Source organism: Pedobacter sp., assembly GCF_046462515.1.
Taxonomy (GTDB): Bacteria; Bacteroidota; Bacteroidia; order Sphingobacteriales; family Sphingobacteriaceae; genus Pedobacter.
The window spans coordinates 115,252-141,864 of the sequence record NZ_JBKGVD010000007.1; the positions used below are offsets into that span (position 1 = coordinate 115,252).

At 37.7% G+C, this 26,613-nt stretch carries 24 protein-coding genes and 1 tRNA gene; 12 read left to right on the top strand and 13 right to left on the bottom strand.

The features are described 5' to 3' along the window. Nucleotides 1-2: 2 nt before the first annotated feature. The 3 genes from ACLHG9_RS07895 to ACLHG9_RS07905 are packed head-to-tail and all read right to left on the bottom strand — an operon-like array spanning nt 3 to nt 2,093. Entirely contained in the window at nt 3-530 is a 528-nt protein-coding gene (locus tag ACLHG9_RS07895) for a phage tail protein (protein ID WP_410220954.1), read from the bottom strand. Nucleotides 531-543: 13 nt separating this feature from the next. Continuing rightward, nucleotides 544-1,053, bottom strand: a complete 510-nt coding sequence (locus ACLHG9_RS07900; protein WP_410220955.1) for a phage tail protein — start codon at nt 1,051-1,053, stop codon at nt 544-546. A 56-nt stretch (nt 1,054-1,109) separates the two neighbouring features. Further along, nucleotides 1,110-2,093 carry a hypothetical protein gene (locus ACLHG9_RS07905; RefSeq protein ID WP_410220956.1) on the bottom strand — a complete coding sequence of 328 codons (984 nt, stop codon included), beginning with the start codon at nt 2,091-2,093 and terminating at the stop codon, nt 1,110-1,112. 238 nt (nt 2,094-2,331) lie between these two features. Here ACLHG9_RS07905 and ACLHG9_RS07910 point away from each other — a divergent pair, with 238 nt between their 5' ends. The 5 genes from ACLHG9_RS07910 to ACLHG9_RS07930 all read left to right on the top strand — a co-directional run bounded on the left by ACLHG9_RS07910 (nt 2,332) and on the right by ACLHG9_RS07930 (nt 6,256). Further along, nucleotides 2,332-4,269: a 7TM diverse intracellular signaling domain-containing protein gene (locus ACLHG9_RS07910; RefSeq protein ID WP_410220957.1), complete on the top strand. Its 1,938-nt coding sequence runs from the start codon at nt 2,332-2,334 to the stop codon at nt 4,267-4,269. 7 nt (nt 4,270-4,276) lie between these two features. Beyond that, nucleotides 4,277-4,879: a DNA-binding response regulator gene (locus ACLHG9_RS07915; protein ID WP_410220958.1), complete on the top strand. Its 603-nt coding sequence runs from the start codon at nt 4,277-4,279 to the stop codon at nt 4,877-4,879. A 248-nt stretch (nt 4,880-5,127) separates the two neighbouring features. Further along, entirely contained in the window at nt 5,128-5,505 is a 378-nt protein-coding gene (locus ACLHG9_RS07920; RefSeq protein WP_410220959.1) for a hypothetical protein, read from the top strand. After that, nucleotides 5,489-5,674 carry a hypothetical protein gene (locus ACLHG9_RS07925; protein WP_410220960.1) on the top strand — a complete coding sequence of 62 codons (186 nt, stop codon included), beginning with the start codon at nt 5,489-5,491 and terminating at the stop codon, nt 5,672-5,674. The genes ACLHG9_RS07920 and ACLHG9_RS07925 overlap by 17 nt, the downstream gene beginning before the upstream one ends. Nucleotides 5,675-5,908: 234 nt before the next feature. Beyond that, on the top strand, nt 5,909-6,256 hold the full coding sequence (locus ACLHG9_RS07930) for a hypothetical protein (RefSeq protein WP_410220961.1): 348 nt from the start codon (nt 5,909-5,911) through the stop codon (nt 6,254-6,256). Between the two features lie 38 nt (nt 6,257-6,294). Here ACLHG9_RS07930 and ACLHG9_RS07935 read toward each other — a convergent pair whose 3' ends face one another. The 4 genes from ACLHG9_RS07935 to ACLHG9_RS07950 form a co-directional block, all read right to left on the bottom strand. Then, complete coding sequence (locus ACLHG9_RS07935; RefSeq protein WP_410220962.1) at nt 6,295-7,632, bottom strand: RagB/SusD family nutrient uptake outer membrane protein; 1,338 nt, start codon at nt 7,630-7,632, stop codon at nt 6,295-6,297. Between the two features lie 15 nt (nt 7,633-7,647). Next, on the bottom strand, nt 7,648-10,800 hold the full coding sequence (locus ACLHG9_RS07940; protein WP_410220963.1) for a SusC/RagA family TonB-linked outer membrane protein: 3,153 nt from the start codon (nt 10,798-10,800) through the stop codon (nt 7,648-7,650). Next, entirely contained in the window at nt 10,797-11,369 is a 573-nt protein-coding gene (locus tag ACLHG9_RS07945; RefSeq protein WP_410220964.1) for a redoxin family protein, read from the bottom strand. Before ACLHG9_RS07945 ends, ACLHG9_RS07940 begins: the two co-directional genes overlap by 4 nt. 108 nt (nt 11,370-11,477) lie before the next feature. Then, nucleotides 11,478-11,624 (bottom strand): hypothetical protein, encoded by a 147-nt coding sequence (locus ACLHG9_RS07950; RefSeq protein WP_410220965.1) that lies wholly within the window; start codon nt 11,622-11,624, stop codon nt 11,478-11,480. 728 nt (nt 11,625-12,352) lie between these two features. Here ACLHG9_RS07950 and ACLHG9_RS07955 point away from each other — a divergent pair. Both ACLHG9_RS07955 and ACLHG9_RS07960 read left to right on the top strand, forming a co-directional pair. Next, nucleotides 12,353-12,574 (top strand): helix-turn-helix transcriptional regulator, encoded by a 222-nt coding sequence (locus ACLHG9_RS07955; protein ID WP_410220966.1) that lies wholly within the window; start codon nt 12,353-12,355, stop codon nt 12,572-12,574. 190 nt (nt 12,575-12,764) lie between these two features. Further along, nucleotides 12,765-13,955, top strand: coding sequence for an HNH endonuclease (locus ACLHG9_RS07960; RefSeq protein ID WP_410220967.1), 1,191 nt, complete (start codon nt 12,765-12,767; stop codon nt 13,953-13,955). Between the two features lie 265 nt (nt 13,956-14,220). On the opposite strand, the gene ACLHG9_RS07965 is transcribed toward ACLHG9_RS07960, so the two are convergent. Together ACLHG9_RS07965 and ACLHG9_RS07970 are read right to left on the bottom strand one after the other, a co-directional pair. Beyond that, nucleotides 14,221-15,849 (bottom strand): TIGR02391 family protein, encoded by a 1,629-nt coding sequence (locus ACLHG9_RS07965; protein ID WP_410220968.1) that lies wholly within the window; start codon nt 15,847-15,849, stop codon nt 14,221-14,223. A 3-nt stretch (nt 15,850-15,852) separates the two neighbouring features. After that, nucleotides 15,853-16,962, bottom strand: coding sequence for a DNA cytosine methyltransferase (locus ACLHG9_RS07970; protein ID WP_410220969.1), 1,110 nt, complete (start codon nt 16,960-16,962; stop codon nt 15,853-15,855). 113 nt (nt 16,963-17,075) lie between these two features. On the opposite strand from ACLHG9_RS07970, the gene ACLHG9_RS07975 reads away from it, so the two are divergent. From ACLHG9_RS07975 to ACLHG9_RS07990, 4 genes are all read left to right on the top strand, one after another. Then, nucleotides 17,076-18,056, top strand: coding sequence for a hypothetical protein (locus ACLHG9_RS07975; protein WP_410220970.1), 981 nt, complete (start codon nt 17,076-17,078; stop codon nt 18,054-18,056). A gap of 300 nt (nt 18,057-18,356) precedes the next feature. Then, on the top strand, nt 18,357-20,333 hold the full coding sequence (locus ACLHG9_RS07980; protein ID WP_410220971.1) for a hypothetical protein: 1,977 nt from the start codon (nt 18,357-18,359) through the stop codon (nt 20,331-20,333). Continuing rightward, nucleotides 20,320-21,168, top strand: coding sequence for a hypothetical protein (locus ACLHG9_RS07985; protein ID WP_410220972.1), 849 nt, complete (start codon nt 20,320-20,322; stop codon nt 21,166-21,168). The genes ACLHG9_RS07980 and ACLHG9_RS07985 overlap by 14 nt, the downstream gene beginning before the upstream one ends. 3 nt (nt 21,169-21,171) lie before the next feature. Then, complete coding sequence (locus ACLHG9_RS07990) at nt 21,172-21,909, top strand: DUF6339 family protein (protein WP_410220973.1); 738 nt, start codon at nt 21,172-21,174, stop codon at nt 21,907-21,909. Nucleotides 21,910-21,987: 78 nt separating this feature from the next. On the opposite strand, the gene ACLHG9_RS07995 is transcribed toward ACLHG9_RS07990, so the two are convergent. Next, nucleotides 21,988-22,491 carry a very short patch repair endonuclease gene (locus tag ACLHG9_RS07995; RefSeq protein ID WP_410220974.1) on the bottom strand — a complete coding sequence of 168 codons (504 nt, stop codon included), beginning with the start codon at nt 22,489-22,491 and terminating at the stop codon, nt 21,988-21,990. A 148-nt stretch (nt 22,492-22,639) separates the two neighbouring features. Here ACLHG9_RS07995 and ACLHG9_RS08000 point away from each other — a divergent pair, with 148 nt between their 5' ends. Then, entirely contained in the window at nt 22,640-23,125 is a 486-nt protein-coding gene (locus tag ACLHG9_RS08000; RefSeq protein WP_410220975.1) for a hypothetical protein, read from the top strand. A gap of 100 nt (nt 23,126-23,225) precedes the next feature. On the opposite strand, the gene ACLHG9_RS08005 is transcribed toward ACLHG9_RS08000, so the two are convergent. The 3 genes from ACLHG9_RS08005 to ACLHG9_RS08015 form a co-directional block, all read right to left on the bottom strand. Then, nucleotides 23,226-24,560: a serine hydrolase domain-containing protein gene (locus tag ACLHG9_RS08005; RefSeq protein WP_410220976.1), complete on the bottom strand. Its 1,335-nt coding sequence runs from the start codon at nt 24,558-24,560 to the stop codon at nt 23,226-23,228. A gap of 306 nt (nt 24,561-24,866) precedes the next feature. After that, nucleotides 24,867-24,938, bottom strand: a tRNA-Arg gene (locus ACLHG9_RS08010). A 31-nt stretch (nt 24,939-24,969) separates the two neighbouring features. Then, entirely contained in the window at nt 24,970-26,253 is a 1,284-nt protein-coding gene (locus ACLHG9_RS08015) for a mechanosensitive ion channel family protein (RefSeq protein ID WP_410220977.1), read from the bottom strand. Nucleotides 26,254-26,613 lie beyond the last annotated feature (360 nt).

Below are 26,613 nucleotides of genomic sequence, written 5' to 3' on the forward strand. Positions count from 1 at the left end.
AATTAATTTCTACTTGGATAAAGTCCTTCAATTGCAATAACAAATCGTAACGCTAAAAAAGGTTGCATGTTATTATGTGGTTGGCTCGCACCGCTTTTTTGTATAAAGTCTGCATGCATAAATGTTCCGGATGTAGGTACCGATGCATATTCTTTATCAGTAGCTCCAGTATCTGCTGGGATAGCTCCGGTTGGAAGATTAGCATTGCCCGGACTTGTAGAAGCAACTGCCATGTGTGTATGTGAAGGGATTTGGTTTACAGTTAATGTCACTCCTGCCTCTCCTACTTTTGTACCAATGTTTCTACTGGTTAAATTAGGTGTAGTTCCAAAATGTATCGGGGATGCTCCTCTAAGGTCAGGCAACATAAAGGTTGTCTTGCCATCACCTCCATAAATTGCACCTAAAATGCTAAATAAAGCTTGGTTTTGATTAACATTTAATGTTTGCCCTTCGCAGAACATCCATCCTTTAGGAGCAAACTGACCGGCAAAAATGCCTATCATTCCTATGTAAGTTAAGTCATTCATATCTTTTATATTTTTAATAATTTTGAACAGGGTATAATCCTCTGGTACATATAATAAAATTTAAAGCCATATATGGTTGCATATTTTTGTGTGACTGATTTCCACCAACAGGCTCTATAAATTGCTGAGACATAGTTGTATTAAAATCACCTCCGTTAAAATACTCCTTATCTGTTGCACCTGTTTCCGCGGGTACTGCATTGGTAGGAATATTTGTGGTTCCCGGCAAATTTGAGGCTGCTGCCAAATGTGTGTGCTGTGGAAGCTCTGGAACGGTCAGCGTAACCATCTCTGCTCCTCCTTTTGTGGCCTGAGGAATGGTTGAGCTGACATGTATAGGTGCTCTTCCTCTTAAATCAGGCAGATTAAAGGTTGTTCTTCCATCGCCACCATACATTGTTCCAATTAATGAGTATAATGCTTCATTATCAGAAATAGACAATGCCTGCCCATTACACAATGCGTAATTTACAGGGGCAAAATCCCCGGCAAAAATGAAAATACTTCCAAGTATCGGATCCATAGTTTATCTTGTTTAGTTAATTTATATAATTTGTTATCTCGTAGTTCTTTTAACATCTATCCGGCACATACGCTAAATCCAGTCTGTTCGCCCATCCTGTAAGCAAACCTCAATGTTTTTGCTTCGCTGAAATCACCTTTTACTTTGTAAGGCAATGTCAATGAGCAATCGTTATAATTAAGTTTATTTGATTTATAAACCGTTATATCTGTTGTAAGCACCAGATGTTGTGCTATTTTCTCATGATCTGGCTCATAAATGATTTCCTTAAAAGACCATTTATCAGCATTTGAACCAGCAATAATTTCACGGTAGCTTGTTTTGTTAAATCTGCCCAGCTCTTTTAAAAGCAGCGGCTTGTTCTCTTTTCGGGGGGTTGCCAAAGCAACGGTTATTTCTTGAGGTATAAGTAGGGTATTTTCGGGTAGTTGACTGGCTAAATTGAGCATAATCGCTATTTGTGGCTCATTGCGTAAACCACCGTTCATGGTTTCGCTTACCACAATATCTGCTGTATCTGTTACTTTCCAGATAGCTGCATCAGCCAGAACAAATTCTTTTACGTAGGCGTTTAAATCAAGTATGGTTAAAAGCTGCTGGAGCTTGGCATAGCTAACCGGATTAATCTCCAGCAATGTAAACTGTACCTGATCGGGGCTGAATTGCATCATGGTTGGAATTGCCAAGGCTGCAAGAGGACCAGTACCCGCGTAGATTACCTGTATTGGTTTTGTAGTTTCTTTTTTAGCCAAACAATCTTTAACTGCTGTATAAAGCCCTCTGCAGAAACGTTGTGTCCTTAGCACTTCACGTACACAGGCCGCAGCCCAGAATGGACCGATCGCTTTACCTGTATGGGTAAATATATCTGTTCTTTGCTCTTCGTTTTCACTATTTATGTTTGTGAGCTGAAAAAGCATAGAAGCATAATCATTTATGGCAGGGGCTAATGCAGGATGAAAATCTCCGGGTGATAAAATGGCATTACAGGCAATCTTTAGTTTTTCCTTTATTTGGGATATATCTATTTTTTGCTGCATTGCGTTAAGATAGATTGGCTTGAGAACAGATGGTTATTTATAAACTCAAATTTATGAGACTAAGCCTATAAATCATATAGACCCATAGGTCTGTTTTGACTTTATCCTTTAATTATGAAATAAATATTTTTAATTTAGTAATTATAAAATAAACATATCCGATACGCCACTATATATAGTTTTTATTTATAGCACTTGAACCAGGTTATAAGTAAATATTTAAACAGACTAACGCTAAATGAAGTTTATTTCAGGTTTTACGCTCTATCTTCTTATCCTGTTAGGGGTATCTTCAGTATGCAAGGGTAAGGAGATCTTTTTATCTGAAAAAAATGCTCAAAAAAATATTCTGTTAAAACCGTTTTTCTATGCAGTTGAAGACTCTTTAGATATTTATAGCCCTACACAGATCTTACAACAGACATCTTATTTTAAACGCCTTAATCAGTTTTCTTTAAGCTCTCCCGATCATACTATCTGGTTAAAAGCGTCTTTAAAAACAGCACAAAACTTAAATTACAGTGATTTTTGCATTACCTTTCCTCATCTAACCTTTGTAGAGCTTTATCTATTTGAAGGAGAAAAACTGATAAGCTACCGTAAAGCCGGCGCGTTTAGAAAAAAAACGGCTATTCATGCCGGAGACAGTCGCTTTATGTTTAATGTTTCCTTTAGTAAGGGAACCACTTATCAACTTTTATTTAAAATAAAGCATACCAAAAAATATCCTCCCGATTTTAATTTCACCTTACAAACTACTTACAGCAGCCTTTATTATAAAAAGAACATAGACATCATTAATGCACTGCTACAGGGCGCTTTATGTGTACTCTTCATCTATTCGGCACTTTCCTGGTTAGTAAACCGCTATAGACCTTTTTTATGGGTAACGCTATTTATCTTATTCTTGGGCCTTTATGGTTTTTCATTAGGAGCTGCGTATATAGATATTCTATTTCCTATGCATCCCGAAACAGGATGGCTCTTGGTGCTGGTGTTTCTTCACTTAGGAATATTAAGCTTTTACCTCTTAATTGTCGATTTTCTGGAGGTCAGGAAAAATAGCCCTCGACTTTATTCATATAGTCGCATAGTCATCATCGGCTTACCTATCTTTTCTGTGCTTTGTTTGTTCAATAACATTTTAACTTCAAATTATTATTTAACCAATTTGATTAACCTCTATATTTCTGTTGTTCATGTAAGTTATATCATTTCCACTTTTACCTTATGGAAAAAACTAGATAACAGTCAGCGGTTTTTGCTCTATGGCATTATTGTATTTGTTTTAGGGGTAATTTGTTTGGTGAGTCTTACTGCCGTATTGCATGAACAAGGTTTCATTTATGCACCTATTATTACACAGACTTGTATCGTACTTATCACCATATTGTTTTTAACCGGAATTAACCTGAAGTTAAAGCAACATGAGCATGAAAAAATAGAAACTCTAAAGCAATTAAACCGGCTACACCAGGAACATAACATTATTGTAGAACGCAAGGTAGAAGAGCGTACACTTGAACTGCAAGCCTCTAACCACAGGTTAAAGGAACAACAGCAGGAACTGATTAACCATCGAAACCATATCCAGACTTTAATGGACGAATTGAGTCACAGGGTAAAAAATAACCTGCAAATGTTATATGGTCTAAGCTCTTTTCAGCTGCCTGGAACAGAACAGGCGCAAGATAAATATGGGTTTAATGAGATGAAGGGAAGAATCAAAGCCATGATGCTGGTAAACGAACATCTTAATACCGAAACAGAAAAGCAACATATAGAGCTTGTATCCTTAACAAAAGACCTTAGCTTTCACTTACAAAACATCTATGATCCTTTAAAACAGGTACAAATTACCATAGAAGCTGATGGAGAACTTTCTTTACATCCCAAACAGTCTTTACCTTTTGGATTGATCCTGACTGAACTTTTTACCAATACATTTAAACATGCTTTTGCAACCCACAGTACCAATCCGGCAATAAAAATCATTATCTCTTTATTTAAGGACCAGATAAAACTAACTTATCATGATAACGGAAAAAGAACTAACTCGTCAAGCGCTTCTTCTATGGGTATTTCATTGATCAAGGACCTCACAAGACAACTGAAAGGCCAGGTACAAATCGATACTTCGTCCGGATTTTATTATTACTTTATTTTCTCAAAATGATAGAACTATGCGCATATTAATTATAGAAGACGAAATTGTAATTGCCCGTTTTATAGAACAACAGGTGCAAAACATATCTCCCTCTTTTGAGATTTCTATCGCTATTTCTGTTGATGAAGTAGAACATCTTTTCCCTAATTTTATGCCACAGCTGGTTATCTGTGATATAGAACTTAACGATAAACTGGATGGGATAGAATTACTTAGGCAATTAAAGAAATCTCATATTTTCGAAACGGTTTTTATCACTTCATATAAATCCATGAATATGATTAACAGAGCTTTTGAAATTGAACCTCTTAATTATATCATCAAACCTTTAGATGAAAACAGATTGTATGCAGGCATTTTACCAGCAATAAAAAAAATAAAAGAAAATCTGCCACAGCCAGCAACAGATCTCAACGAAACAATCAGCCAGAGTGAGCTCAACATCCTTAGACTGATTGCCCAGCAAAAAACAACCCGTGAGATAGCCAACATATTAAATCTCAGTCCTTATACCATCAAGAATCACAGACATAATATTTGCCGCAAACTGAGGCTTAACGATGAGACCAATGCCTTATTAAAATGGTCATTAAAGAACCAACATTTACTTGCTAAGTAAACCTACGCTTAAATCGTTTCGGCCATGTTTCTAAGGCTTCCGTTTTTATAAGAATGCCTATTGCGCTAGTCAATCCCCTGCAAATCCAAGGATCATTCTTCTCTCCTTATTTCATTTAGAAAGGTATTAGCCTTAATAATAAATTTAGTATATTAGGTTTATTCTACCTGTATCCCCTCGTCTTATTTGCCGATACGCTCACAGCTACTTAAAATATTTATTTTATACATCTAAATAGGAGGTAAGTTATGATGAGTCTACATTTATCTGCACTTAAACTTTTCCTTTTGCAACAAGGAGCCTTACATCCTCAGGCTTGGTTGGCTATTTCACAGTGTGTCAAAGCAGTGCCTGTAAAACCTAATGAAGGTATACGGCTTGAAACTGGTTCACTTTATTATGTAGCTCAAGGTCTGCTCAAAGAGTATGATACTCTACAACGCAGCCAGCCCCGAATTGTAAATTTCATATCTTACAATACCTGTTTTTATATCGATATTTTTAATCAGAACCATTATTTTAAAGCTATACAACCTAGCTTAATCCTGGTTTTTGAGATGGCCCAGCTTAAAGAAATTTATAAATTTCACAAAGAATTAAAGATTATGTATGATAATCTTAAATAACCAATATATACAGCAGCTTAATTTCAGAACTCTCATTATAGAACTTCCTGTACCGCAGCGCTTACAACAGTTTAAACATCATTTTGCACCAAGTGTCAATTACCTGAAAAAGAAAGATGTAGCTGCTTACCTCAACGTAAGCTACAATTATTTAATTGCCAACTGGTAAAAGTTAAGATTTCGTAGGTTTTTTTACCCTTTTCCGTAACTGTAGGCATAGCAAAACCAGGTTAACTTTGTTCTGTGCAGCAAACCCACATAGCTCTTATCTGGCCTTTACCCGTACAGATTTAGTTTCAATTTATGCGGAGGGTATAAATGCGCTTATGATCAATAATTGCTGCCTATTGTTAACCTCTAACTTTTTCGTCTGCTTTTTCAAGTGCAAAACAGCAGTCTTTAAATGATGAAAAATTTAAAAAGTTTAATGTTCGGTCTTGTAGCGCTGGTTTTGGCGTTCGGCCTGGTGTTTAGTGTGAGTGCTTTTAAGCAAATCTCCGCTAAGAAGAAAATGTATAGCTATTGGAGATATAACCCCAATACAGAAGCCGGAACCTTGAATGGATATAACTATATCAAAATAGATGATCCCCAAGAACCTGGATGTGAGGACGAGAACGAAATCCCCTGTATTATTCAAGTGGATGATACCATCATCTCACAACCGGCCCTAGATACCTATCTAAACAACACCTTCACTACAGAAGATGAAGTTATTCAGATTGCAGTGCATACTAAAGCGGAATTGTAGAAAGCAAGGCGGGCGAATGCCCGCCTTGCTATTTCTTGCTAGCGTTCATTTTGTTTCATCCCGCTTAATGCTATCACATCTTCGGGTATTGCCAGAGCATGCCCCTTGCTGCCGGGAGATAATGTATAGGTTGTTCCATTGATGGTGCGTTTAAGCACTATCCCATCTCCCTCCTCGTTAAACCGTCTAATGTCCAGCCAGCGCATACACCTAAAAATGAGCTCTTTTCTGCGTTCGGTTTTTATCAGCTTCAAAGCATCCTCTTTAGAGGATACATTTATCGATGAAAACGTGCCTTTTTTGTACCTATATTGTAAAAGTAGATTGAGGTCATCCAATCCTTTTTGGACATCTCCGGCCCTTATCAGGCATTCAGCCCTGCTCAACAGCATTTCGGCAGTGGTGATCCCATTAAAAAAAGAAGCGGCGGCCTCGTAATTTCCCTTGAACACATAATTACTCCCGCTTGCTTTAAAGAACACCGTTTTTCGCAGATCATTAGCGGCATATAATTGATATAGCTCGGGCATTATTAATGCTCGTGCCTGTACCAATGGCGCTGCCGTTTCGCCACGTCCCTCAAAAACCACTTCCACGTTCAGCTTTGGAACCGGATAATTACTGCTCGCATTTAATGTATTGTAGTCCAATAAACCGTTTTTTAACCGTAGGCAGCTATCGGCATATTTGCCAGCCTGTACATAATCTCTCATTTGCAGATAGACACGGCAGAGCATGCCATAGGCTGCCGCCTTGGACGGGCGCATGGGCGTTATATCCAAGGGGGGCAATGCGGTGCAACTTTCCTTAAAATCGGCAATGGTCTGCTGATATCCCTCAGCTATGGTTGAACGGACTGAAGGGAGGTTGAAATTTGCGTTGAGGCGAAGTGGAACACCGGGCAGTGTGCCCGCACTATTTGCATTAAAAGGCATGGCCCAAACATTTAAGGCATTAAAAAATGCTTTTGCCCTAAAAAATAATGCCTGTGCCCTGATATGGGAAATTGCAGCGTCATTATTTATTTTTTGCTGCTTGTCATCAACAGCCTGCAATATGGTATTTGCAATGTTAACCTGTGTATATACATTGTTCCACACATTAAGTTTAGGCTGAAAGATATGGGCTTCTGCAAAAATGTACATGTTCCTGTCATATTCATTTCTGGCGTTGAACACCTCATCGCTCATAAAATAATTATCGCCGTACACTTCCCCCATGGCAGGGTCGCTGTAGTTCAGTGTTGCATAATCATCTAACAATGCCTGCATATCCTTAACGGTTTCTATGGTGGCCAACCGTTGGTCGGGTTTTGCCTCTAAATACCTTTTGCAACCGAATAGGCCGCACATACATCCTATTAGGAGTATTATCATATTTAATTTCATCATCTAAAACTTTAAATTAATGCCAAAACTATATACTGCCGATGGCCTAAGCCCCTGTATATAATCAGGGTCTATGCCGTAGGTATTGGCCGCCCATAGCATACCTAGGTTACTGGCGTTAAAAAACATCCTGAAACTTTTTAACTGCTTTAAACTTGCCGGCAATTTTGGCTCCCATGCCACATTGATATATTGCAGGCGCAAGTGGTCCGCCTCAGTTACCAGCACTTCAGATTTTTGATAAAACAAGTTTCGGGCACTGTTTACAGGGTATTGGAAAGCGGGCACGGTGGTTATGGCCTCATCGCCAGGTTGTTGCCAGCGTAGGGCATAATCGGGGTGGCCACGGTTGGCACTCACCAGATTGGTATAATCGATACTTGTTCGCCTAAAAAAGTAGCCCAGTTTATAGCTGACGGATATTTCTGCGCTAAACTGCCCATAGGTTATGCGGTTCAGCAGATTGCCAAATTTTGCGGGCAGTGCCGAGCCATGATATTTCAAATCGTTTATGGTGGTGCCCGTGCCGGTAATAGCGGCATAATCTTTAGAAGATACGCCATTCAGATAGCCTACCGGGTCGCCTAGGGCATCAAGCCCTACGTAGGAGTAAGAAAATACCGAATAAACCGGCTTGCCTACCAGTCCTGTAATAGAGGCATTGCCAATATAATCGTTGCCCTTGGTGGCCGTAGTATAATAGTCTGTAACCTTATCGTGGTTTATACTTAGGTTAAGCACCGTGTGCCACGAAAATAGCTTGCCCTGAAAGTGCCTGCGCTCTAGGTTGAGGTCAATTCCGCTCCCGGCCATCGAAGCCACGTTTTTAACAATGGTTGCGCCAACTCCCGAAGTATAATCGACCGGGTAGGAACCAAACAGGTCATGTGCTGTTTTCCGATAGTAATCTATACTAAGGTTTAGGCCTCCGGCAAATAAACGGATATCAGCGCCTATGTTTTTTGTGGTTACGGTTTCCCATTTAAGGTCTGGATTATAGAATTGGCCAATGGATGCAAACAAGGTATTGGTGTATGGCGATACGCTCTGATAGGAAATGGTGGTCAGCCCTGTCCGGTTGGGATCGGCATTGCCGCTCTTGCCGTAGCTGGCCCTTAGTTTCAGCAGATCTACAAAAGCGGGCAACCGCCATTGCTTGTTCAATATCCAGCCCAGCCCCAAGCTCCATAACGGCTTCCATTTATCGTTAATGTTTACGCCAAAAAGGTTTGAGGCATCAAAACGGGCACTCGCATAGGCAAAATAGGTATCGCGAAAGGTATAACCTGCATTGCCCAACAGGCTCAAAAACCTGTTGGTAGTGGCCGATTGGCTTTGCCCATTGGGGATATAGCTGTTTGATCCTGTCAGTAAATTAGGGTAACGATTAACCAAATCTACCGGAGAGGCAATCATGGTGTTCACATCATAGCCATAGTAGCGGTTGGCACTGCGTTCATTGTGCAAATCTCTGGCCTCACCACTTGCAAAGGCTGTAAACTGATGGCCGCCCAACTGCTTTTCGTAACCGGCCTGCAAGCGTACATCTTGTGCAAACAGGTTGTTGGTGGTATAATTTCGTATGCCGCCCAAAGGTACGGTATAGTTTACGCCCGTTGTGGTTAATTGGCTAAAGCTGTTGATGAGGTGCCGGGCTTCATAGCTTTCCGGATCCAATATGTTGTTGGTGCTGGATGTTTGCCGCTGTACACGGTAAAGCAGGTTAATCTTAAGCCCCCTAAACTGATAGCCCAAAGAAGTGTTGATGTTCACGTCATCCGCTCTGCCAAGTTTAGTATTGTGCAGATAATTGTCAAGCGGATAGTATTTCCAATCGAGCAGGCGTTGGTCGAGGTTTTCCACATAGCTTAGGCTATAATCCCTTACCACGGCAAGGGCATTGCCATTAGCATCGGCAAGCGAGGCGTAAGGGTACAAAGTGCCATTTAGCGGGGCAACATCGGTATAGCCATCCCTTCCGCTCCTGCTTTTATGGGTAGCGTAATTGAGCGATGCGCCCAGTTTAAACCGTTTGAACAGGGTAGTATTTAGGGCATACCGCAAACCAATGCGCTGGTAAAGGGCATTTAAGTTATCATGGTTACGGTCATAAACAAGGCTGGCCACCCAGTTATAGTTGTTTACCCCTGCACTGGCCTGCAAGCTATACTGCTGGTTAAGTCCATTGGCATATACCCATCTGTTAAAATCATCCCTTACATCCTTAGTGCGCCATTGCCCTATCAAACTTTGCTTTTCCTGCTGCGAAATGCCGGGGTTGGCCATCAGTTCAATTACAGGTGTTAGCCCTAATCTCGGCGTACTATTAAGGGAACTGTTGTAATATCCTTTTTCATAAAGGAACAGTTCAACATCTATATAATCGCTGCTGCTCATTTGTTGTAAGCTATATAGATCAGGTTTGTTGATAACGCTTGCGGTTGCCAATGTCTGTAACTGCAGGGGCGTATTGGGCCTGCCGGTTTTGCTGGTGATGACAATGACGCCGTTGCCCGCCCTGCTACCCCAAATGGAAGTGGCCGCAGCATCTTTTAGAATAGTGATGCTTTCTACATCATTGGGGTTAATGCTGTTGATATCGCCATCATATGGAAAGTTATCAAGAATAACAAGCACACCTTTGGGACCGTTGATACTGCTCAGGCCCCGTACCGAGATACCGTTTGGTGTAGTGCTCCTGTTTACCATCAGCCCATTGGCCACGGCCTCCAACCGCGAAAGTACGTTGGTGCCCACCTGGTTCTGCAGCACGTTTGGGTCTATATAATCTACAGAGCCCACATAGCGCTCCCTGCTTAACTGTTGGTAGCCCGTACTTACCACCACCTCTTTTAAGGTACTGCTACTGTTTTTCATCACAAGCAATAATTGGCTATTGGTACCGGTTAAAAGTGTATCTATAGACTGGTAACCGAGGGCGGTAATCTTTAAACGAACGGGAAAGGATGAAACAACAAGTTTGAAGTTCCCTAAGCTATCGGCAGCAGTTTGCTGCCTGCCAAACGCTATATTTGCCTGCATACCTCTTCCCGTTTCCCAATCTATTACCTTGCCCGTAAGCTGTTGCGCCTTAAGCCTAAACCCCGATAGCAGCAGGACTGTGATCATCACCACATAGCTGTATTTGTTTTTCATGGCTTTTTGAATTTGCGTTTTTCGATGGTTTGGTTCAGGTGTTGGCGGCGTTGTACCGCACTGGAGACGTTCTCTCTGGTAAGAAACTCACCGCCCGTAATGGCTCTTACCTGGCCTTGCTCTATCCACACGCAGAGAGGTAGTTGTGCCTGTGGAAATAGCTTTGTAATGAAAGCGTCACTAACTACCGTTTGTAGATTTCGACCATATTCGGTCATCGTTACCCTCACCTTCTCCAGAGTATCTTTAGTACTTAGGGTATTTACCAACATTACCTTAACCTCGCTATGGTTTTGCTGCAAACTATCTAATAGCGAAAATTTCTTAATACAGCTGCCGCACCACGTAGCCCAAAAATCTAAGATGAGCAGTTTGCCCTTGTAAGCGGCTAAAGTCTGTTTGGTGGTTTTTCCATTGGCATAAACGGTATGCTCTTGTTGCCAAAAGGCTTCGGGCAGTTTATCACCCACTTTTAAAGGTTTTATTTCAGATGGGGATGCCTGAGCCATAGCTAAAAAATTTAGGCATAGCAAAGCCAGTACGCCTAAAAGCGTTATTTTTTTAAACATGTTTTAAATGGTTTTAAGTTTTTAGTGGTTTGTTTAATACAATAAAAACTGCCGCTTTAGAACTATTAACCTAAATTTTATGAGCAAAGCGGCAGTTTAGCTTAGTGGCTAAACCGGATTTTTAGGCTTTAAGGCATAAAGCCGATCAAATGGATAAAACATTTGCGGGTTGTGTGTGCGAGCAAAAAACCATAAACCTCCACCGCTTTTACAGATGGGTATGGTTAAGTGGTTAGTATAGGGTTTTCTGTTCATTTGGTTAGAAAGGTTTTAAGAAAACTGAGGTTAGATTCTGTAAATAACCAGCCCTTACGGTAAGCCGTGTTGCTTATTAAGAAAAAGATACCTACCTTAGAATTACGACAAACCAAAGTAAGTGCAACTTTTAGCCTAACAAGCTTAAGGGCTGGCACCAAGCTAAATACGAACCTCTTAGATCCAATGTGCGCTCTCTCCACATTGCCTCTTTTACGGCTTTTTTATTTTGCCTGGTTTCTTGCCGCAGCTACGATGGCGAACGGAATACGTTCTTTAACAAGAGTAATTGGAAATACCTGTTCCCTATCTCTTTGAGGTAAGGGCATAGCATGGAGCTTAATTTTTTCGTTTGCATAACAGTACTATTTGGTTATGTAACGATGTGTACCCTAAAAGCAAAAAGAAAACCAGATTGGTAAGAAACCAATAAGGCGAACTTCAATGCTTTTGAAACCGGTACCGTCAAGAACCAACTCAGCAAAACTGAGCTCCACAAAAGACTTACATGAAGTTCGCCCTATTGAATAAGATATCACGAAGATAGCAAAACCCAATAGATATGGCGAACTCACGATTACCCATGTGGAAATTGACGGTTTCGTTTCATGAGTGACATCGTAAAAAGCAAGGTTTACACCCTACTCTATTTGTCGCTAATTAATAAAACAATATTACAAAAAGTTTTACATAAAAAGTCAAACTTTTTGAGATTATTTTTTGATAAAATGAAGAAGATAAATCGTTTAGCAGAAGTTTTTATTGAAAAAGACGTCTACAATAGAGATATAGCCAAGCTTTTAAGAAAAAGCGAGTCTACAATTTCTAGATGGACTAATAACCATAGGCAACCCTCTGTTGAAGATTTATATAAAATTGCTGAATTTTTAAGAGTAGATATTAGAGAATTTCTATATCCAAGCGAGTGGGCAAAGAGCAGGAAGAAATAAGGATAATTAACGAGATATTAAAACTTAGGAACGATAAGATTATTATACCGATGGCAATTTCACCCCAAGTGTAGTACTTGTTATCTTCTTTTGGGATAAGTAAAGAAAATAAATCGGAAAAGGCTCTTCTTAAAAATTCCATGAATTAGATAAAGGAGTAACTGAATATAACTAAAAATTAACACTCAAAATGAAAGACACCATCTTATCCGATATTTATAAAGTCATGCAACATGAGGCTGCTCCTCTAAATGCTAATGAAATTCAAAAGAAACTTACAAGCATTGGTAGAACAAAGAAAAACACCAAAGAAATAGGTGCTGATCAAATTAGAAAAAGGATAAGAGAAAACCCGTCCCTGTTCGGTATAATTAAAGAAGCTAAACCAAATACATATATATTAAAACACCAAAATTTTAATCTTTGGGTATTAAAAACTGTCCATGAGGATGATAAAGCTTCGCAAACAATAGACAGTTATGAAGATAGCCTATCTGAACATTATAATTATGACAACTTCGTCGCTAATTCTAAACAAGTAGCAAAAAACGATCTTGCTATTTTAATTGACAAAGAAAAAATTCTAGGTTTTGCTAAAATTGATCATATACAAAGTACTAAGGGAACTAAAGTCATACGTAGATGCCCTGAATGTCCAAGTACTACAATTGATAAAAGAAAAACAAAAACACCTGTTTATAGATGTAACAAAGGCCATGAGTTTGAAATACCACTTGAGGAGCCCAAAGCTGTAACAAAATATAGTGCTGTTTTTAACGTATTTATATCAGTCGACAACCTTAATAGTAATCTTAATCAATTGCGTCCATACTATAGTAATGGATATAACCAAAATATGTCCATACAATTATTAAGTGTTGATGTACTTTTTCAGTTTGAAGGTGTGTATGAACAACTTTTAACATCTTCAAATTCTAGTATCAAATTAGAAGGGAATGAAGGCTATGAAGAGGGTGATCAGTACATCTCTAATGATTTAGATGAAAGAGAAAAAATAATTAGATCGATAAAGCTACGCAGAGGACAGCAAGAATTTAGAAGAAAACTACTTAAGCGTTATAATAACACTTGTGTTATTACGGGGTGCAAAATTGTAGATATATTAGAAGCAGCACATATTAAACCTTACAGGGGGGCAAATGACAATCATCTATCAAATGGAATTTTACTTAGGGCTGATATACATACCTTATTTGATCTAAATTTGGTAGCGATTGAGCCAAAAACACTAAAGGTACATTTCAATAGAAGAGTTGCCCAGGAATATACAGCTTATCATTTAAAAAAATTAGATGAATTCTCTGATCTAATAGACGAAAGATCATTGGCCGATAGATGGAGTAATTTTATAGCAACTTAAATGCAAGCTTTATTATGTCTTATTTTATAACTGAGGAATTAGAATTCTTCAAACAAGGGGCAAACTTACCATACGGTCCAGGGGTTCCATCAATAATGGCCATCTAACCTGTATTAATATTGGTCACCGATTATGCTCAAAAGTGATCTCTATGGCTCAAAAGAAGTTCATCCAAAATTTTATCAGGAAAAAAGATGTCAATTATAAAGCGATAGTTGAGATATTAAAAAAGTTTCATGGTTGATATGAGAGTGAATACTATATATTAGGGAGCTGGATCGGCATCTTCTAATCTTTTAAACAAATGAGATAACAAACTAAGCATATCTAGACAGTCTTTTTCTGTAAAGAGCTTTGACTCTCGTAAATCTCCTATCTCTTCGTGAGAAATGGGATTTCTAGCGCCAGACACAATTCCCATAGATAGATATTTTTGTCCTTCTTCAATACATTTGTATGTATCTGCATGAAACTTGGAACCGTCTGGTTTATTGAATTTAGCCGCTACTTGTAATACCCTATTTAGTCCAAACTCTGACCCCATCATACCATGATCCGTTGCGTTTGTACTCTTTGACTTCGCTCTAACTTTATTAATATATCTTTTCACAGCTTCTATGAACGCTCTATAAAAATCATTTTTTTTATAATCTTCTTCCGCTGCTCCACGAATTTCTGGATGAAGATATCTCCAATGTAAATTTGCATACTCTGGCACAAGGCCATGTATTAATTGAATAGCTCTTTGTTGCGTATTTTCAGATAATTCAGGCGTGTCATCTAATAGGTTAACAATTGTTTCAACTTGACCCTGCACATTATCAGGTAATCTCTCTATCCATTGTCCTACGTTAATATTTACTTTTTCACTAATAACCTTTTTCTTTTTTTCTTTGCGTAATTCACGCCATTGACGCTCTATGATTGCTATACATGAAGCAAGATACTCCCTAAGAGCAGATGTTCTTGGATTTTCCCAATCTATAGACTGGCGATTAGTTGAAATTACATCTTCTTCCCAATCGTCAATAAAATCAACATTTAACCATCCCGTAGCATAAGAATAAAAGTGGCTTGATTCAGAAGGGCCGAAAAATTCAGGCACATTAGCCATTCTCCCATGCGCAAATAATGTAATTCCTCTTAGATTTGATTTTAGAGGTTTTTCTGTAGTTATTATTTTACCATCAATTTTATCACTATCATCATATTTATTGTTATTTTCAGCAATAACTGCTTTAATATCCCACTCAAATTCAGGGTCTATACTTTGATATTTTAGTTTACTGTCAATCTTTACAGGTTCTCCGTTATTTAATGATAAATAAACTATAAAATCATCTTTAAAATTAAATAATTTCGCTATGCTCTCTACATATTCTTCTAGAGGAAAACCTGTTTTCCTTTTAAGATTACTTAGTGTAATTATTGTTCCCGAATCGTCAGTTTCTTTTTTTACAATTTCAAACTGAGGTTCATAATCTTTGCCTTGCCAACTGATAATTTCATTCCAATCTAAATTGAAACTTACACCAGCTTTCCCTTGATACGTAGTAATATTTATAGTATCTCCGATACCAAATAAGGCCAACTTGCCCAGGCCTTTTTTCCCTGTGGGGATTCTGCCACAACTAGATTCTTGTTTTTCTTCTCTTCTATTTCTTCCAATTCTTAAAAAATAGTCGTTAACCTGATTAAAGGACATGCCAATACCATTATCTTCAACAATAACTTTCTTTTCTTCTTGGTCAAACAATTTTATATGAACCTCAGTCGCACACGCATCATAAGCATTGGCTATCAGTTCTGCTAATGCTGGTGGTATGGTCGAATACATTTTCACCCCAAGATGTTTGATAGTATTCGCTTCAAAGGTCATTAACAGTTTTTCCATGATTTAGAGTGCTAATTGTTGTTTATGATGGTTTTGTATAATGGCCTTACCTACGGCTTCGGCATATTTGGGAGGTACGGCATTTCCTATCATACGGGCAGTATTGGCTATACTGCTGGCTTTAAAAATATAGTGCTTAGGAAAAGATTGTAAAACAGCCCCTTCACGTAGGGAAATTGCCCGGTCTTCATTGGGGTGTACAAACCTGCCGTTAGAGATACTAAAAAACTTGGTGGTAATGGTTGGCGCAGGCCTATCCCACCACATGCGTCCATAAATATCTTTAAAACCATCGGTTTTCTTGTAATGGCAAGGAACGGCCAAGCGTTGGTCGTAAACGTAGGCCAACCGAGTACCACCATCATGAGGGGTAATACTTAGTCTTTCTAAGTTCAATGCATTTAACCCCGCTACGGTATGCATAAACTCCGTTGGGTCTTTATGCCCTTGTTTAATTTTTGGAAAACCGTTGTGTTCGCCCAGTACATCCCTAACGGTTATCTTTTTTCCTTTTACGGGAACAGGCTCTAATTCTGTATTGGTAATTCTATTGGCTATTAGTGTAAACCGTTTCCGGTGCTGTGGCACGCCGTAATTGCTTACCTCGTGCACTTTAAAATGCACCTTGTAATGCCTGTTCTCCAACCACACAATAAACTCATCCAGTCCACTTTCCTCTTTTCTGCGTAATACGCCCGGTACATTTTCAACCACTACATAACCTGGGTTAAAATACGCCACAAAACGATGGAACTCTTTTAAAAGGTTTTTAGACTGCTTAGATTTTTCTTTCGAAGTATTAATGATACTCCAAAATTGGCAGGGACTGCACCCAATCAGTAGCAAATTATCATCATTTTTATTTAAAGAAAGACGTTTTTCCAGTTCTTTTTCTTTTAAATCAAAAACATCTGCATGGATAAATTCGGCACCCCTGATGTTGGCTCTGTAAGTTGCCTCACAATTTTGGTCAAAATCTATGCCCGCCAATATTTCTATGCCCGCTCGTTGCATGCCATAGCTCATCCCTCCACCAGAGCAGAAAAAGTCAACGGCTTTAATGGTCTTATTAGCCGCAACAGTATGTGTGGATGTATTTTTCTTTGAGCCCATTTAATTATAGATACGGCAATTTATTATAAAATTACAAAATTACAAAAATTTCTGCGTGTTTTTAGGAGAGCCGTAATTATCTATCATAACGTTTTTTCTTTTATTTTTATATAATGAAGACGCTAATCTACTACCCTAATTTTGAGCCACCTACAACTGAGTGGCTAAAATTCGCAATTCTTTATCTAGATCGTTTGGAGAGTATTGTCCCTTATAATCGTGAACATTTAATAAGTGACGATTATCGCCGATTACAAAATGAGACAGATCTTGTAGAATTATTTTCCCCAACTGATGGTCAAGGTTACAGAGCAACATTAAATGCAATTACAGAAACGGAAAAATTCTTAACACGCCCCTACGAATTTAGCGGCTTATTTAACAGACCAAATGTATTACGAGATTGGAGAAACCCTAACACTTGGAATTATGAAATACACGAAGGGAAGTTCTCCTATTCATGGATAGCGTATTGCGAAGAGCAAGAAATTGGTATCCGAACGCAAGATGGGATCTTATTATCAGAAAACTTGGCATTTCTATATATGACTCACCTGGCAAAAGAAATAGCTTTTGATAGAGGGGCCGACATTATTACGGACAATTTAAACTACGACCATTATACCAGTTTTTCCAGAGGTAGAACACCGCTTGCCCAACGACACCAGTTCATTAAAGGCATCATAAAACTTAAAGTGCCTCAAAATCTAAATTCAATCAGCTTACAAAGTTTAATTGATTTTAGAAATAGAAACATCGAATTAATAAACAGTTTCAATCAGCAAATTGATCTTGTTGAAAATGCTATTGGTAATGGAATTACAGAAGAGCAGTTTATAACAAATTATAACTACACGCTAAACACTTTAATTGCCGAAATTACTAACCTGGGTATTAATACCGCATCTATTCCCCTAGGTTTTTATGCATTAACGACCAATGTAAATGTTCTTAATTATGAATATGCAAGAGAAATATTAGCTGGTTTGGGTATAATCCATAATGGTTATCATGCTATTAAAAAATCTCTTCGTGATAGCAGGAACGAACGAAATTGCCGAAAATATTTAGTAAGGCTTAGTCATCTGAAATAAATAAATTTATTTTTCAACTAAAACATTTAAATTTAATCAATTTAACATTAACGCTTTTATGAATAGATTGGCACTAGTAGGCAGATGCTCCCATCTGGACCATATCTCAAAAACCAACTACGAGATTATAACGAATTTTATCTTTTAAAGATTTAAATTTCTCCAGAACAGTTACCAATATCAGAAGCGATGTGTAGTTAATATGTAAAGGATTTATAAGACTTTAAGGCAAGTTCCTGTTTTGCACGATAAGGAGTAAAACAAATATGGATAAGGTATTTTTATTTAAAAACATTTGATATGGAAAAGAATTGTAAATGGCATTTTAAACCTGAAGGTGGACGAGATGTTGGCCCTAATGATCCCGTCGATGAAAAATTTAAAGGCCAGCCATATTATTCTATTGTAAGAGAAGCCATACAAAATTCATTAGATGCAATCTACGATCAAAGCAAGCCAGTGAAAGTTGATTTTACTTTTTTTAATCTGAATAGAAATGATTACCCTGAACTTTTTGATATTGAAGCTCATATCAATCAATGCAGAAAATACTACCCTGATGATGTTAATGCTGAAAGACTGTTTAAAAATATGCTTTATTATTTGAATGGGGATATTGAAGGAAAGAAAAGGCTTAGTCTTGCTTGCTTAAAAATTTCCGATTACAATACAATTGGAATGAATTATACTGAGAAAGATACCAAATCTCCATTTTATGCATTTTTAAAAGCAGGGGGAGTGAGTGCAAAAAGTCAAGGCTCTGGCGGTTCGTTTGGGTTTGGTAAAGGTGCTTATTATACCCTTTCCCCAATTAAAACCATCATCGTTTCTACAAAGACTGATATTGGAAATGTTTTTTTTGAGGGTTCTACAATATTAACTACCCATACTAACGACCAAGGAACAAAATTAACGGCATATGGATATTATGATAATAATGATGGCGAGCCAACGCAAAAAGAGATTGATATTCCTGAGATTTTTAGGCGGGTGGAAACCGGGACAGACGTAAATATAATTGGTTTATGGGACGAACCAAAGCGGATAACTTTAATGATTAAATCAGTCCTAAACAATTTCTGGATGGCAATTCATGATAGTAAACTTGTTGTACAAGTGGACGATATTATTATCGACAAAGAAAATTTAGAGCAGAAAATTGACGAGTATTTCCCAAGTGATGGATTTGAAAGTGGGAATGCAAGTGAAATCGAATCATGGAATCCAAAATCTTATTTAAAAGCCGTTAAGTATACAAAAACAAGCGATCAATACCATCTTTTCGAAAACACCTTAGAAACCGTGGGGAATGTTAAATTGTATGTGTACCTAGAGAAAGGATTGCCTAATAGAATATCCTTTTTCAGGAAACCAAGAATGGTTGTTTTTAAAAGGACCAATCGAAAGGTTAATGGATATTCTGCCGTATTTATTTGTGAAAATGAAAAGGGAAATGAGATTTTGCGATTAATGGAAAACCCTGCACATAGCGAGTGGAAAAAGGAGAATTATCCAAAAGATGAAGGAAAAATCTCTAGAATTGCGAGAAAGGCTGAAAATGAAATAAGCGACTTCGTAAACAAATCACTAGAATCGCTTTCCAAGATAAAAGCTGGAAAAAAAATCACGTTTTTAGGTTTAGAAGAATATTTATCAATTCCGGAAGATTTGCTTGAAAAGGAAGAAGAGTTCGACTATATTGGAAATGTTTCCAGTTCTTCCTCAGGAGTTTTAAGCACAGAAATGTCTGATGATGAAACTGGAATCCAAACAACAGATAATACGCCTATTAAAATTAAGCCAACTTTAATATTTAAACCACAAGGAAAGGAGAACACAGAAATTGATAATACCGATGAGGGCGAAGAGGATGTGATTGTTGGCGGTGAGAACAACGGAGATGATGGGGGAGGAGATGATTTGCCTCCCGGTGATGGCAGTGATACTGTTAAGGGCAAAAGGCGGCAAGATTCTAATGACAATAAAGTCCTTATAAAGGTGGGTTTGAGAGTTATCGCTCAAAAGGAAAATAATACGCAATATCATATTTTAATGATAAGTTCAGATAAACAAATCCATAATGCAGAACTTGAGCTACTGGTAGGTGCTGATAATGATAGAGATGATGGCGTAGCAATAGTTTTTAGTGATAATGGCTTGATTGAGAATAATGTGATTAAAAATTTTTCTTTGGTAAATGGAATCAATAAAATTAAAATTCAATTTATCGATAATCTAAAACACTCTATAAAAGTTAAAGCATATGAAGTTCAATGATGTTAGTTTCCCACATCCTGTTTTAGGATTAAATGATTCGATAAACGGTAATATTGAATTGCAAAATCCAGAGATAAACTCTTTACAAGACATTTATAAAATCATTATTAAACTGCACTTTAATAATGATGATTTAAAAAAAATATTAGGAGAAGGCAAGGCTGAGTATTATTGCGAGGTAACATGTACCAACACCCTGTATCGACAAGTATTTTTAAGTGATTCATCAAAAATTGAAATTGAAATTCCGAAAAAAGAAGTTAAAGGTCGTGTAGAATTTACGTGTCTTTTAGTTGCTAAAAAAGACATTGAGGCATATTTTAATACAGATGCTCATTTAGATTACCAAGGCCATTTTTTTGATCTGGAGAGAGGTGATATTCTAGCATACTTTGGAGAATTTTCATTTAATGCAGATATTAAGTATGAAAAGTTAAAAGCTGTTTCGTCTTTTATGGAGGTTGTAGGAAATGAGGATTTGACATACACAAACATAGATTTGAAGAAAAATAAAATAGAAATACAATTACCATCTGATTCCTATAACATTTTCAGTAATGATATAATTTCTCAGGAAGAGAGGTTTGCAGCAGTTTTTCATTCTTCTTTAGTTTTGAATGCTCTTTTAACTGCACTTTATAATTTCGAAGATCACAAAGATTATTTATGGGCAAAAGTAATTGAATATCGCTTAAAGAATGAACCTGCATTTAAGACACTTTCAATTGATGAAAAAGAAAATATTCCTGAAATAGCACAAAGATTATTAGGTAATCCATTTACTCGTTTACTAGATGGATTGAACGTAATTTTAGAATCCTCACAAGAAGAATAGATTATGGCAAAGCAACTTGTATTTAAAGATAAATATGTACAGAAATTAAAAGGAAATCTGATAAGTGGCTCTTCACTTGCTTTTTATAGAAGCAATGAGTTCATTTATGATAAGAAAGAAGTATTAATGATGCCAAATATAGAAGCATCGCCCGATCTGGCTAATAGGTTGGATTTCGAAGATGATTTTAAAACTGCCGTTTTAATCTACGAAGCGTTTGAGAAATTAGAACCTATACAAGCTGCCGATGAGCGGTTATGGGCATATTTGGCCCTTGTAGACCTTTATCCATATATGATTAAAAGATGGAGGGGCGTATATGACGGAAGTGCAAAAAACGAAGCAGAATACATATTGGAGCATTGGTTTTTAAGCTCATCTGCTCAAAGTAATTTGTTGAGACACGCACTGGCTGGATTGTGGTGGTCTGTGTTTTTGTCGGTTGATCAGTCTAGAGGCAAAAATAAATATGAATTAACAGAAATTTTATTTCGCCAGTTAGATTTCCCAACTAGAACTCTTGGAACATACAAATTGGGTCGCCATAGGGAAGCTGTTATTGGCATCTTAGAATTTATCCAAGAAAATGAAAATCTATTTAAGACAAAGTTTGAATATAAAACCCGTTTTATTACAAAACATTTAAATGTTATAGGTGGAGTTAAACCAATAACCTATTATGATCGTCATTTTTTTAAGTCAGAATTAGAAAAATTATCAGCAAGAATAGCTGAATTTTAATTTTAGCATAAGTGCATAAGTTTAATTTTATCTTCTGTTAAGCGCTTGGATGCTAAAATGCGGTATAAAATTTCACATCTACAAACTAGGGATTTTGATTGTTCTTGCCGTTTCTATATATAATAATATCTGGTTTACAACTCTTTCTCTATGTTTTAGCACTTCTTCTGACCAAAACCTAAAAACCGTATAACCCATTTCCTGTAATTGTCTATTATAGATGCGGTCTTTCTGCATATTTCGCTCTATTTTAGGTATCCAAAATTCCTTGTTGGCCTTAAGGCTTGGTTTTACCTGATCCCAGTTGTAACCATGCCAAAACTCACCATCTATAAAGATGGCCAGTTTATACTTTTTAATCACAATGTCGGGCTTGCCTGGCAGAGAGCTGTCATGTATGCGGTACCGTAGGTTCTTTCTCCAAAGCGCTTTACGGAGCAACAGTTCCGGTTTAGAGTTTTTGCCTTTTATCTTTGACATGTTCCTGCTACGCTGCCTGGTGGTATAAAAGCCTGCCTTTTCCTCAAATCGGGGAACCTTTATGGGTTCTTCTTCTAGATTGCTATATAGTTGGGGCGCCATACTTATGGAACAGTAAATTTATGGATTGGTTTTTGAAAAATTATGAGAATAAATCTGTAATCTCTTCTAAAACCCAACCCTTACGGAATACCGTAGTCCCGTAAATTGCTAAGCAATTATCTTCGTTGCTCATCAAAAACATAAAACCATGAAACACTTTTTATCAATGATTAGCCTTGCTCTGCTACCTTTGTTCAACTACGCCCAGAACGTAGCGAGTAGCAAACTTAAAGAAGAAGCCTTAGGCAGGTGTACGGGTTCAGCCTATTGCTCAGCCTGCCGCAACTGTTCGCGTTGTGCGCATTGCAGCAGCGGAGGTACCTGTGGCGTATGCGCTCCCTCTTCAGCACCTTCATCTGATTATTACTCTACCAGAAGCTCTAGCACTAAAAGTAAAAAGGCCTCAAAAACAGCCTCTAACAAAAGTTTAACTATTTCTAAAAGCAGCAAAAATATTGAAGTTGTTATTGAAGAACTTAGCCTGCGTTCGGGTCCGGGTAATTCCTATCCGCTAATAGAGAAATTAAAGCGCAAGCAAAAACTGCTGTTAATCAGCAGAAAAGATCAATGGGTAAAAGTAAGGGTTATCAGCTCGGGTAATATTGGTTTTTGCAATATAGCGCATGTACGTTAGCTTTACTAGCGAAGTAAAGTATAACCAATGTTAAAAAAGGATGATTAAAAATCATCCTTTCCTTTTGTAGCTTGTCTGTGAAAATTCTTTGAACAATATACTATTTTTTCCTATTGAATTCCAATTCTCTCTTTCCGTCAATAACCTTTAGAGAAACAGTGTTTCCGTTAGGGTCCATCCCGAAACGGATGTACACCCCGTTCATGGGCACATAGAAATTGTGGGCACCAATAGGCCTAAGGCTTACGGTGGGCTGGCCCTCAATTTTACTCAACAGTTTTCCATTTTCAAGAACAATGGCCTTCTTCAGTTTGTTCTGCAACAGGTAATCGCCGGTATAAATACCAAGCTGAGACTGTGAAAGTGAAATAGCTTTTATTTCAGACGGCATCTGGAAAGGCTCGTTAAAAGCGATGGCCTCTAAGGCAGCACAGATTTCGGGCCCCGGCGTATTGAAATAGTTTGAAAGGAAGATTATAGCAGTTTCTGATTCGGGGAAGAGTTGAATATTTGATTTGAACCCATCAATAGAGCCCGAATGCGAATAGCTCAAACGCCCCATATGTTTGCTAACCTCCCAGCCCAACCCATAATTCTTAAGATAGGGGCGGAACATCTGCACCTTGCTACTATCGCTTAGGATCTGGTTGCCATACATCGCACGTTCCCAACGCATCAGATCTTCAACAGTACTGTACATCGCTCCCGCTCCTGACAACAATCCAATGTTGTTGGCGGGCGAAATGTCATGATCGCTCCGGATGGTAGCTTCATGGCCTAAAGCCTTATATGTTGATTTTCGCTGGTCGCTATCAAATCCGGTGGCTTTCATGCCCAAGGGTCCGGTAATTTCATCTCTTAACAGGTCAGAAATGCTTTTTTGGCTTACCTTTTCTGCAATATATCCCAACAGTAGATAGTTGGAGTTACTGTACTGAAAATTGCTTCCGGGCGAAAAAAGTAATGACATGTTGAAAAACGTACCTATTACCTCCCTAATGCCAGACATCTTCATTTTCTCCTGCTGAAATTGATCAATGGAAGTAAAGCTCCTGATCCCCGATGTGTGGTTCAGAAGATTTCTAACGGTTATCGAATCGCCAAAACGATAATCAGGCAGATATTTCGAAATCTTATCCTCCAGCGAAAGTTTGCCACGCTCCTGAAGCCGCATAATCAGGGCCGCCGTGAATGTTTTTGTAACAGAACCTATACGGAACTGCGTTGCTGGGCCATTAGGTTTTTTGGCTGCTACATTGCTATAACCGTAAGATTTAGAGAAAAGGACTTTACCTTTTCTAAGAATAGCCACATTTCCCGAAAAGAGCCCTTGGCTTGAGTAGTTCCTTAATAAAGAATCTGCTTGGGTGGGGATATCTTGTGATTTGGACAGGGTTGGTAGGATCAAAAAGATCCATAATATTTTTTTGCACATAATTATTTATTTGTTGTTCAGTTGACTACCAAATCAATATGCGGGTTACACATTGTCGACGGAAGCCTACAAATTGTAGACGAAAGGCAACTTAGGAAGTTTTTAGCACTACAGAAAAAATTAAAACGCAAGCAAATTTGTTGCTGGGCGACAGGAAAGCCCAGCGGGTAAAAGTGAAGGTGATCTGCTTTAGCAATACTGGTTTAATATTATACCTAATCTCAAAATTTGGTGATTGCATTTAGGCAGGCATATAGAAATAGCAAATATTAAAAAGGATGGTTAAAAACCATCCTTTTCTTTTTGTAGCCCCGAGCAGAATCGAACTGCTATCTAAAGTTTAGGAAACTTCTATTCTATCCGTTGAACTACAGGGCCATTGGGCGCAAATATAAAAAATAATACATTTTTAAGTATACATTTCTATACGTTTTACATCTCCTGCCGCTTCCAATTCAAACACCTGTAAATCAAAATAAGGAGCTGCTGCAATAATATGATCAAAGATATCAGCCATGATATATTCATATTCCGTCCATACAATAGTATTGGTAAATACATATATTTCTATAGGAAGGCCATGCTCTGTAGGTGCCAGTTGGCGCACCATCATGCTCATTCTTTTATGCGTACCTGTATGGCTGCTAATATAATTATCTATGTATTTCCTAAATAAACCCGCATTGGTGAGGTTACGTCCGTTAATAGGCAAGCTTTTATCGGCATTAACACGGGCATTATGCTTTTCTATATCTTTTTGGCGATGTTCAATATATGAAGTAAGTAATTGTATCCTGCTAAAATTCTCTAACTCATGCGGTTTAATAAATCTTATACTCGATTGTTTAATATGAACGGCCCTTTTTATACGACGACCTCCTGCCTGGCGCATGCCCCTCCAGTTCTGAAACGAATCTGAAATAAGTGCATAAGTTGGAATTGTAGTAATGGTCTTATCAAAATTCTGCACCTTTACTGTAGTAAGGTTGATCTCTAAAATATCTCCGTCTGCACCATATTTCGGCATTGTAATCCAGTCGCCAATACGCACAATATCATTCGTATTTACCTGAATACTGGCTACGAAGCCCATAATAACATCTCTGAACATGAGCAGGAGGATAGCCGATATTGCTCCCATAGTGGTAAAAAACACGGCCGGAGATTTACCTGTAAGATTAGAGAAAAGATAAATCATGCCCGCTAGATATAAACCTATCCTAATAACCTGCAGATAGCCTTCTATGGGTTTGGTTTTATAAGAAGGTAGGGATTTTAAGGCACTCGCCCCTGCTCTAATCAGTGCTATCATGATCCATACAAATACCAGTACAGTATAAATTTCTACAAGTGCATTGCAAAATTTAATTACAGCAGGCTGCTCTTTAAAAATAAGAGGGAGAGCAATGTCTATAACAAACAATGGTGCTGTAAGAGATAAGAAATAAGGTACTTTGCTCTCTAAAAGGCCTTTAAAAAACTCATTGTTGGTTTTTCTGATGGTTTGAATAACGATAAGACGTAATACGCGACGTAACACATACTGACTTAATGTAATAAGTAAAAGCGTAACTAAAATAAGGATAAACATATTGATCAGCTCAGCAATATTTTCCTGCATGTGCCATTTTACAAACAGCTTATAAAAGAACTGACTTAAGTCTTCTAATCGCTGATATTTTAGAAGTATCATAATTTTTAAATAATTTGTTAAGCTCTACTCTTATGGTCTTTGTAATATTACATAATATATCTTAAAGGAACATATAATTATTGGCAAATAAACACGACGCTTTTTAATATTACGAGATGTATTAAAAATCTTTTTTCATAAAAAAACAAAAGTCTAGACAAATCATCATATTCAACTGAATTACAGACATATAAAATCATTTTAGATGTTGTTTTTTCGTAAATTTTATTAATTTATGAAAAAACTTCTACAAAGTTTGTTCATTCTTTTGTTCGTTGCCACCACGGCAATGGCACAAGAAAGAACAATTACTGGTACGGTTACTTCTGCAGAAGACGGGCTGCCTATTCCGGGAGCTTC

What these genes read in the sequence shown, in the direction of transcription:
- ACLHG9_RS07995 (WP_410220974.1), bottom strand. Translation starts at nt 22,491, where the DNA reads ATGGCGCCCCAACTATATAGCAATCTAGAAGAAGAACCCATAAAGGTT.
- ACLHG9_RS07985 (WP_410220972.1), top strand. Translation starts at nt 20,320, where the DNA reads ATGAAGTTCAATGATGTTAGTTTCCCACATCCTGTTTTAGGATTAAAT.
- ACLHG9_RS08005 (WP_410220976.1), bottom strand. Translation starts at nt 24,560, where the DNA reads ATGTGCAAAAAAATATTATGGATCTTTTTGATCCTACCAACCCTGTCC.
- ACLHG9_RS07980 (WP_410220971.1), top strand. Translation starts at nt 18,357, where the DNA reads ATGGAAAAGAATTGTAAATGGCATTTTAAACCTGAAGGTGGACGAGAT.
- ACLHG9_RS07895 (WP_410220954.1), bottom strand. Translation starts at nt 530, where the DNA reads ATGAATGACTTAACTTACATAGGAATGATAGGCATTTTTGCCGGTCAG.
- ACLHG9_RS07960 (WP_410220967.1), top strand. Translation starts at nt 12,765, where the DNA reads ATGAAAGACACCATCTTATCCGATATTTATAAAGTCATGCAACATGAG.
- ACLHG9_RS07915 (WP_410220958.1), top strand. Translation starts at nt 4,277, where the DNA reads ATGCGCATATTAATTATAGAAGACGAAATTGTAATTGCCCGTTTTATA.
- ACLHG9_RS07945 (WP_410220964.1), bottom strand. Translation starts at nt 11,369, where the DNA reads ATGTTTAAAAAAATAACGCTTTTAGGCGTACTGGCTTTGCTATGCCTA.
- ACLHG9_RS07935 (WP_410220962.1), bottom strand. Translation starts at nt 7,632, where the DNA reads ATGATAATACTCCTAATAGGATGTATGTGCGGCCTATTCGGTTGCAAA.
- ACLHG9_RS07925 (WP_410220960.1), top strand. Translation starts at nt 5,489, where the DNA reads ATGATAATCTTAAATAACCAATATATACAGCAGCTTAATTTCAGAACT.
- ACLHG9_RS07975 (WP_410220970.1), top strand. Translation starts at nt 17,076, where the DNA reads ATGAAGACGCTAATCTACTACCCTAATTTTGAGCCACCTACAACTGAG.
- ACLHG9_RS07910 (WP_410220957.1), top strand. Translation starts at nt 2,332, where the DNA reads ATGAAGTTTATTTCAGGTTTTACGCTCTATCTTCTTATCCTGTTAGGG.
- ACLHG9_RS07965 (WP_410220968.1), bottom strand. Translation starts at nt 15,849, where the DNA reads ATGGAAAAACTGTTAATGACCTTTGAAGCGAATACTATCAAACATCTT.
- ACLHG9_RS07990 (WP_410220973.1), top strand. Translation starts at nt 21,172, where the DNA reads ATGGCAAAGCAACTTGTATTTAAAGATAAATATGTACAGAAATTAAAA.
- ACLHG9_RS07955 (WP_410220966.1), top strand. Translation starts at nt 12,353, where the DNA reads ATGAAGAAGATAAATCGTTTAGCAGAAGTTTTTATTGAAAAAGACGTC.
- ACLHG9_RS07905 (WP_410220956.1), bottom strand. Translation starts at nt 2,093, where the DNA reads ATGCAGCAAAAAATAGATATATCCCAAATAAAGGAAAAACTAAAGATT.
- ACLHG9_RS07900 (WP_410220955.1), bottom strand. Translation starts at nt 1,053, where the DNA reads ATGGATCCGATACTTGGAAGTATTTTCATTTTTGCCGGGGATTTTGCC.
- ACLHG9_RS08015 (WP_410220977.1), bottom strand. Translation starts at nt 26,253, where the DNA reads ATGATACTTCTAAAATATCAGCGATTAGAAGACTTAAGTCAGTTCTTT.
- ACLHG9_RS08000 (WP_410220975.1), top strand. Translation starts at nt 22,640, where the DNA reads ATGAAACACTTTTTATCAATGATTAGCCTTGCTCTGCTACCTTTGTTC.
- ACLHG9_RS07970 (WP_410220969.1), bottom strand. Translation starts at nt 16,962, where the DNA reads ATGGGCTCAAAGAAAAATACATCCACACATACTGTTGCGGCTAATAAG.
- ACLHG9_RS07940 (WP_410220963.1), bottom strand. Translation starts at nt 10,800, where the DNA reads ATGAAAAACAAATACAGCTATGTGGTGATGATCACAGTCCTGCTGCTA.
- ACLHG9_RS07920 (WP_410220959.1), top strand. Translation starts at nt 5,128, where the DNA reads ATGATGAGTCTACATTTATCTGCACTTAAACTTTTCCTTTTGCAACAA.
- ACLHG9_RS07950 (WP_410220965.1), bottom strand. Translation starts at nt 11,624, where the DNA reads ATGAACAGAAAACCCTATACTAACCACTTAACCATACCCATCTGTAAA.
- ACLHG9_RS07930 (WP_410220961.1), top strand. Translation starts at nt 5,909, where the DNA reads ATGATGAAAAATTTAAAAAGTTTAATGTTCGGTCTTGTAGCGCTGGTT.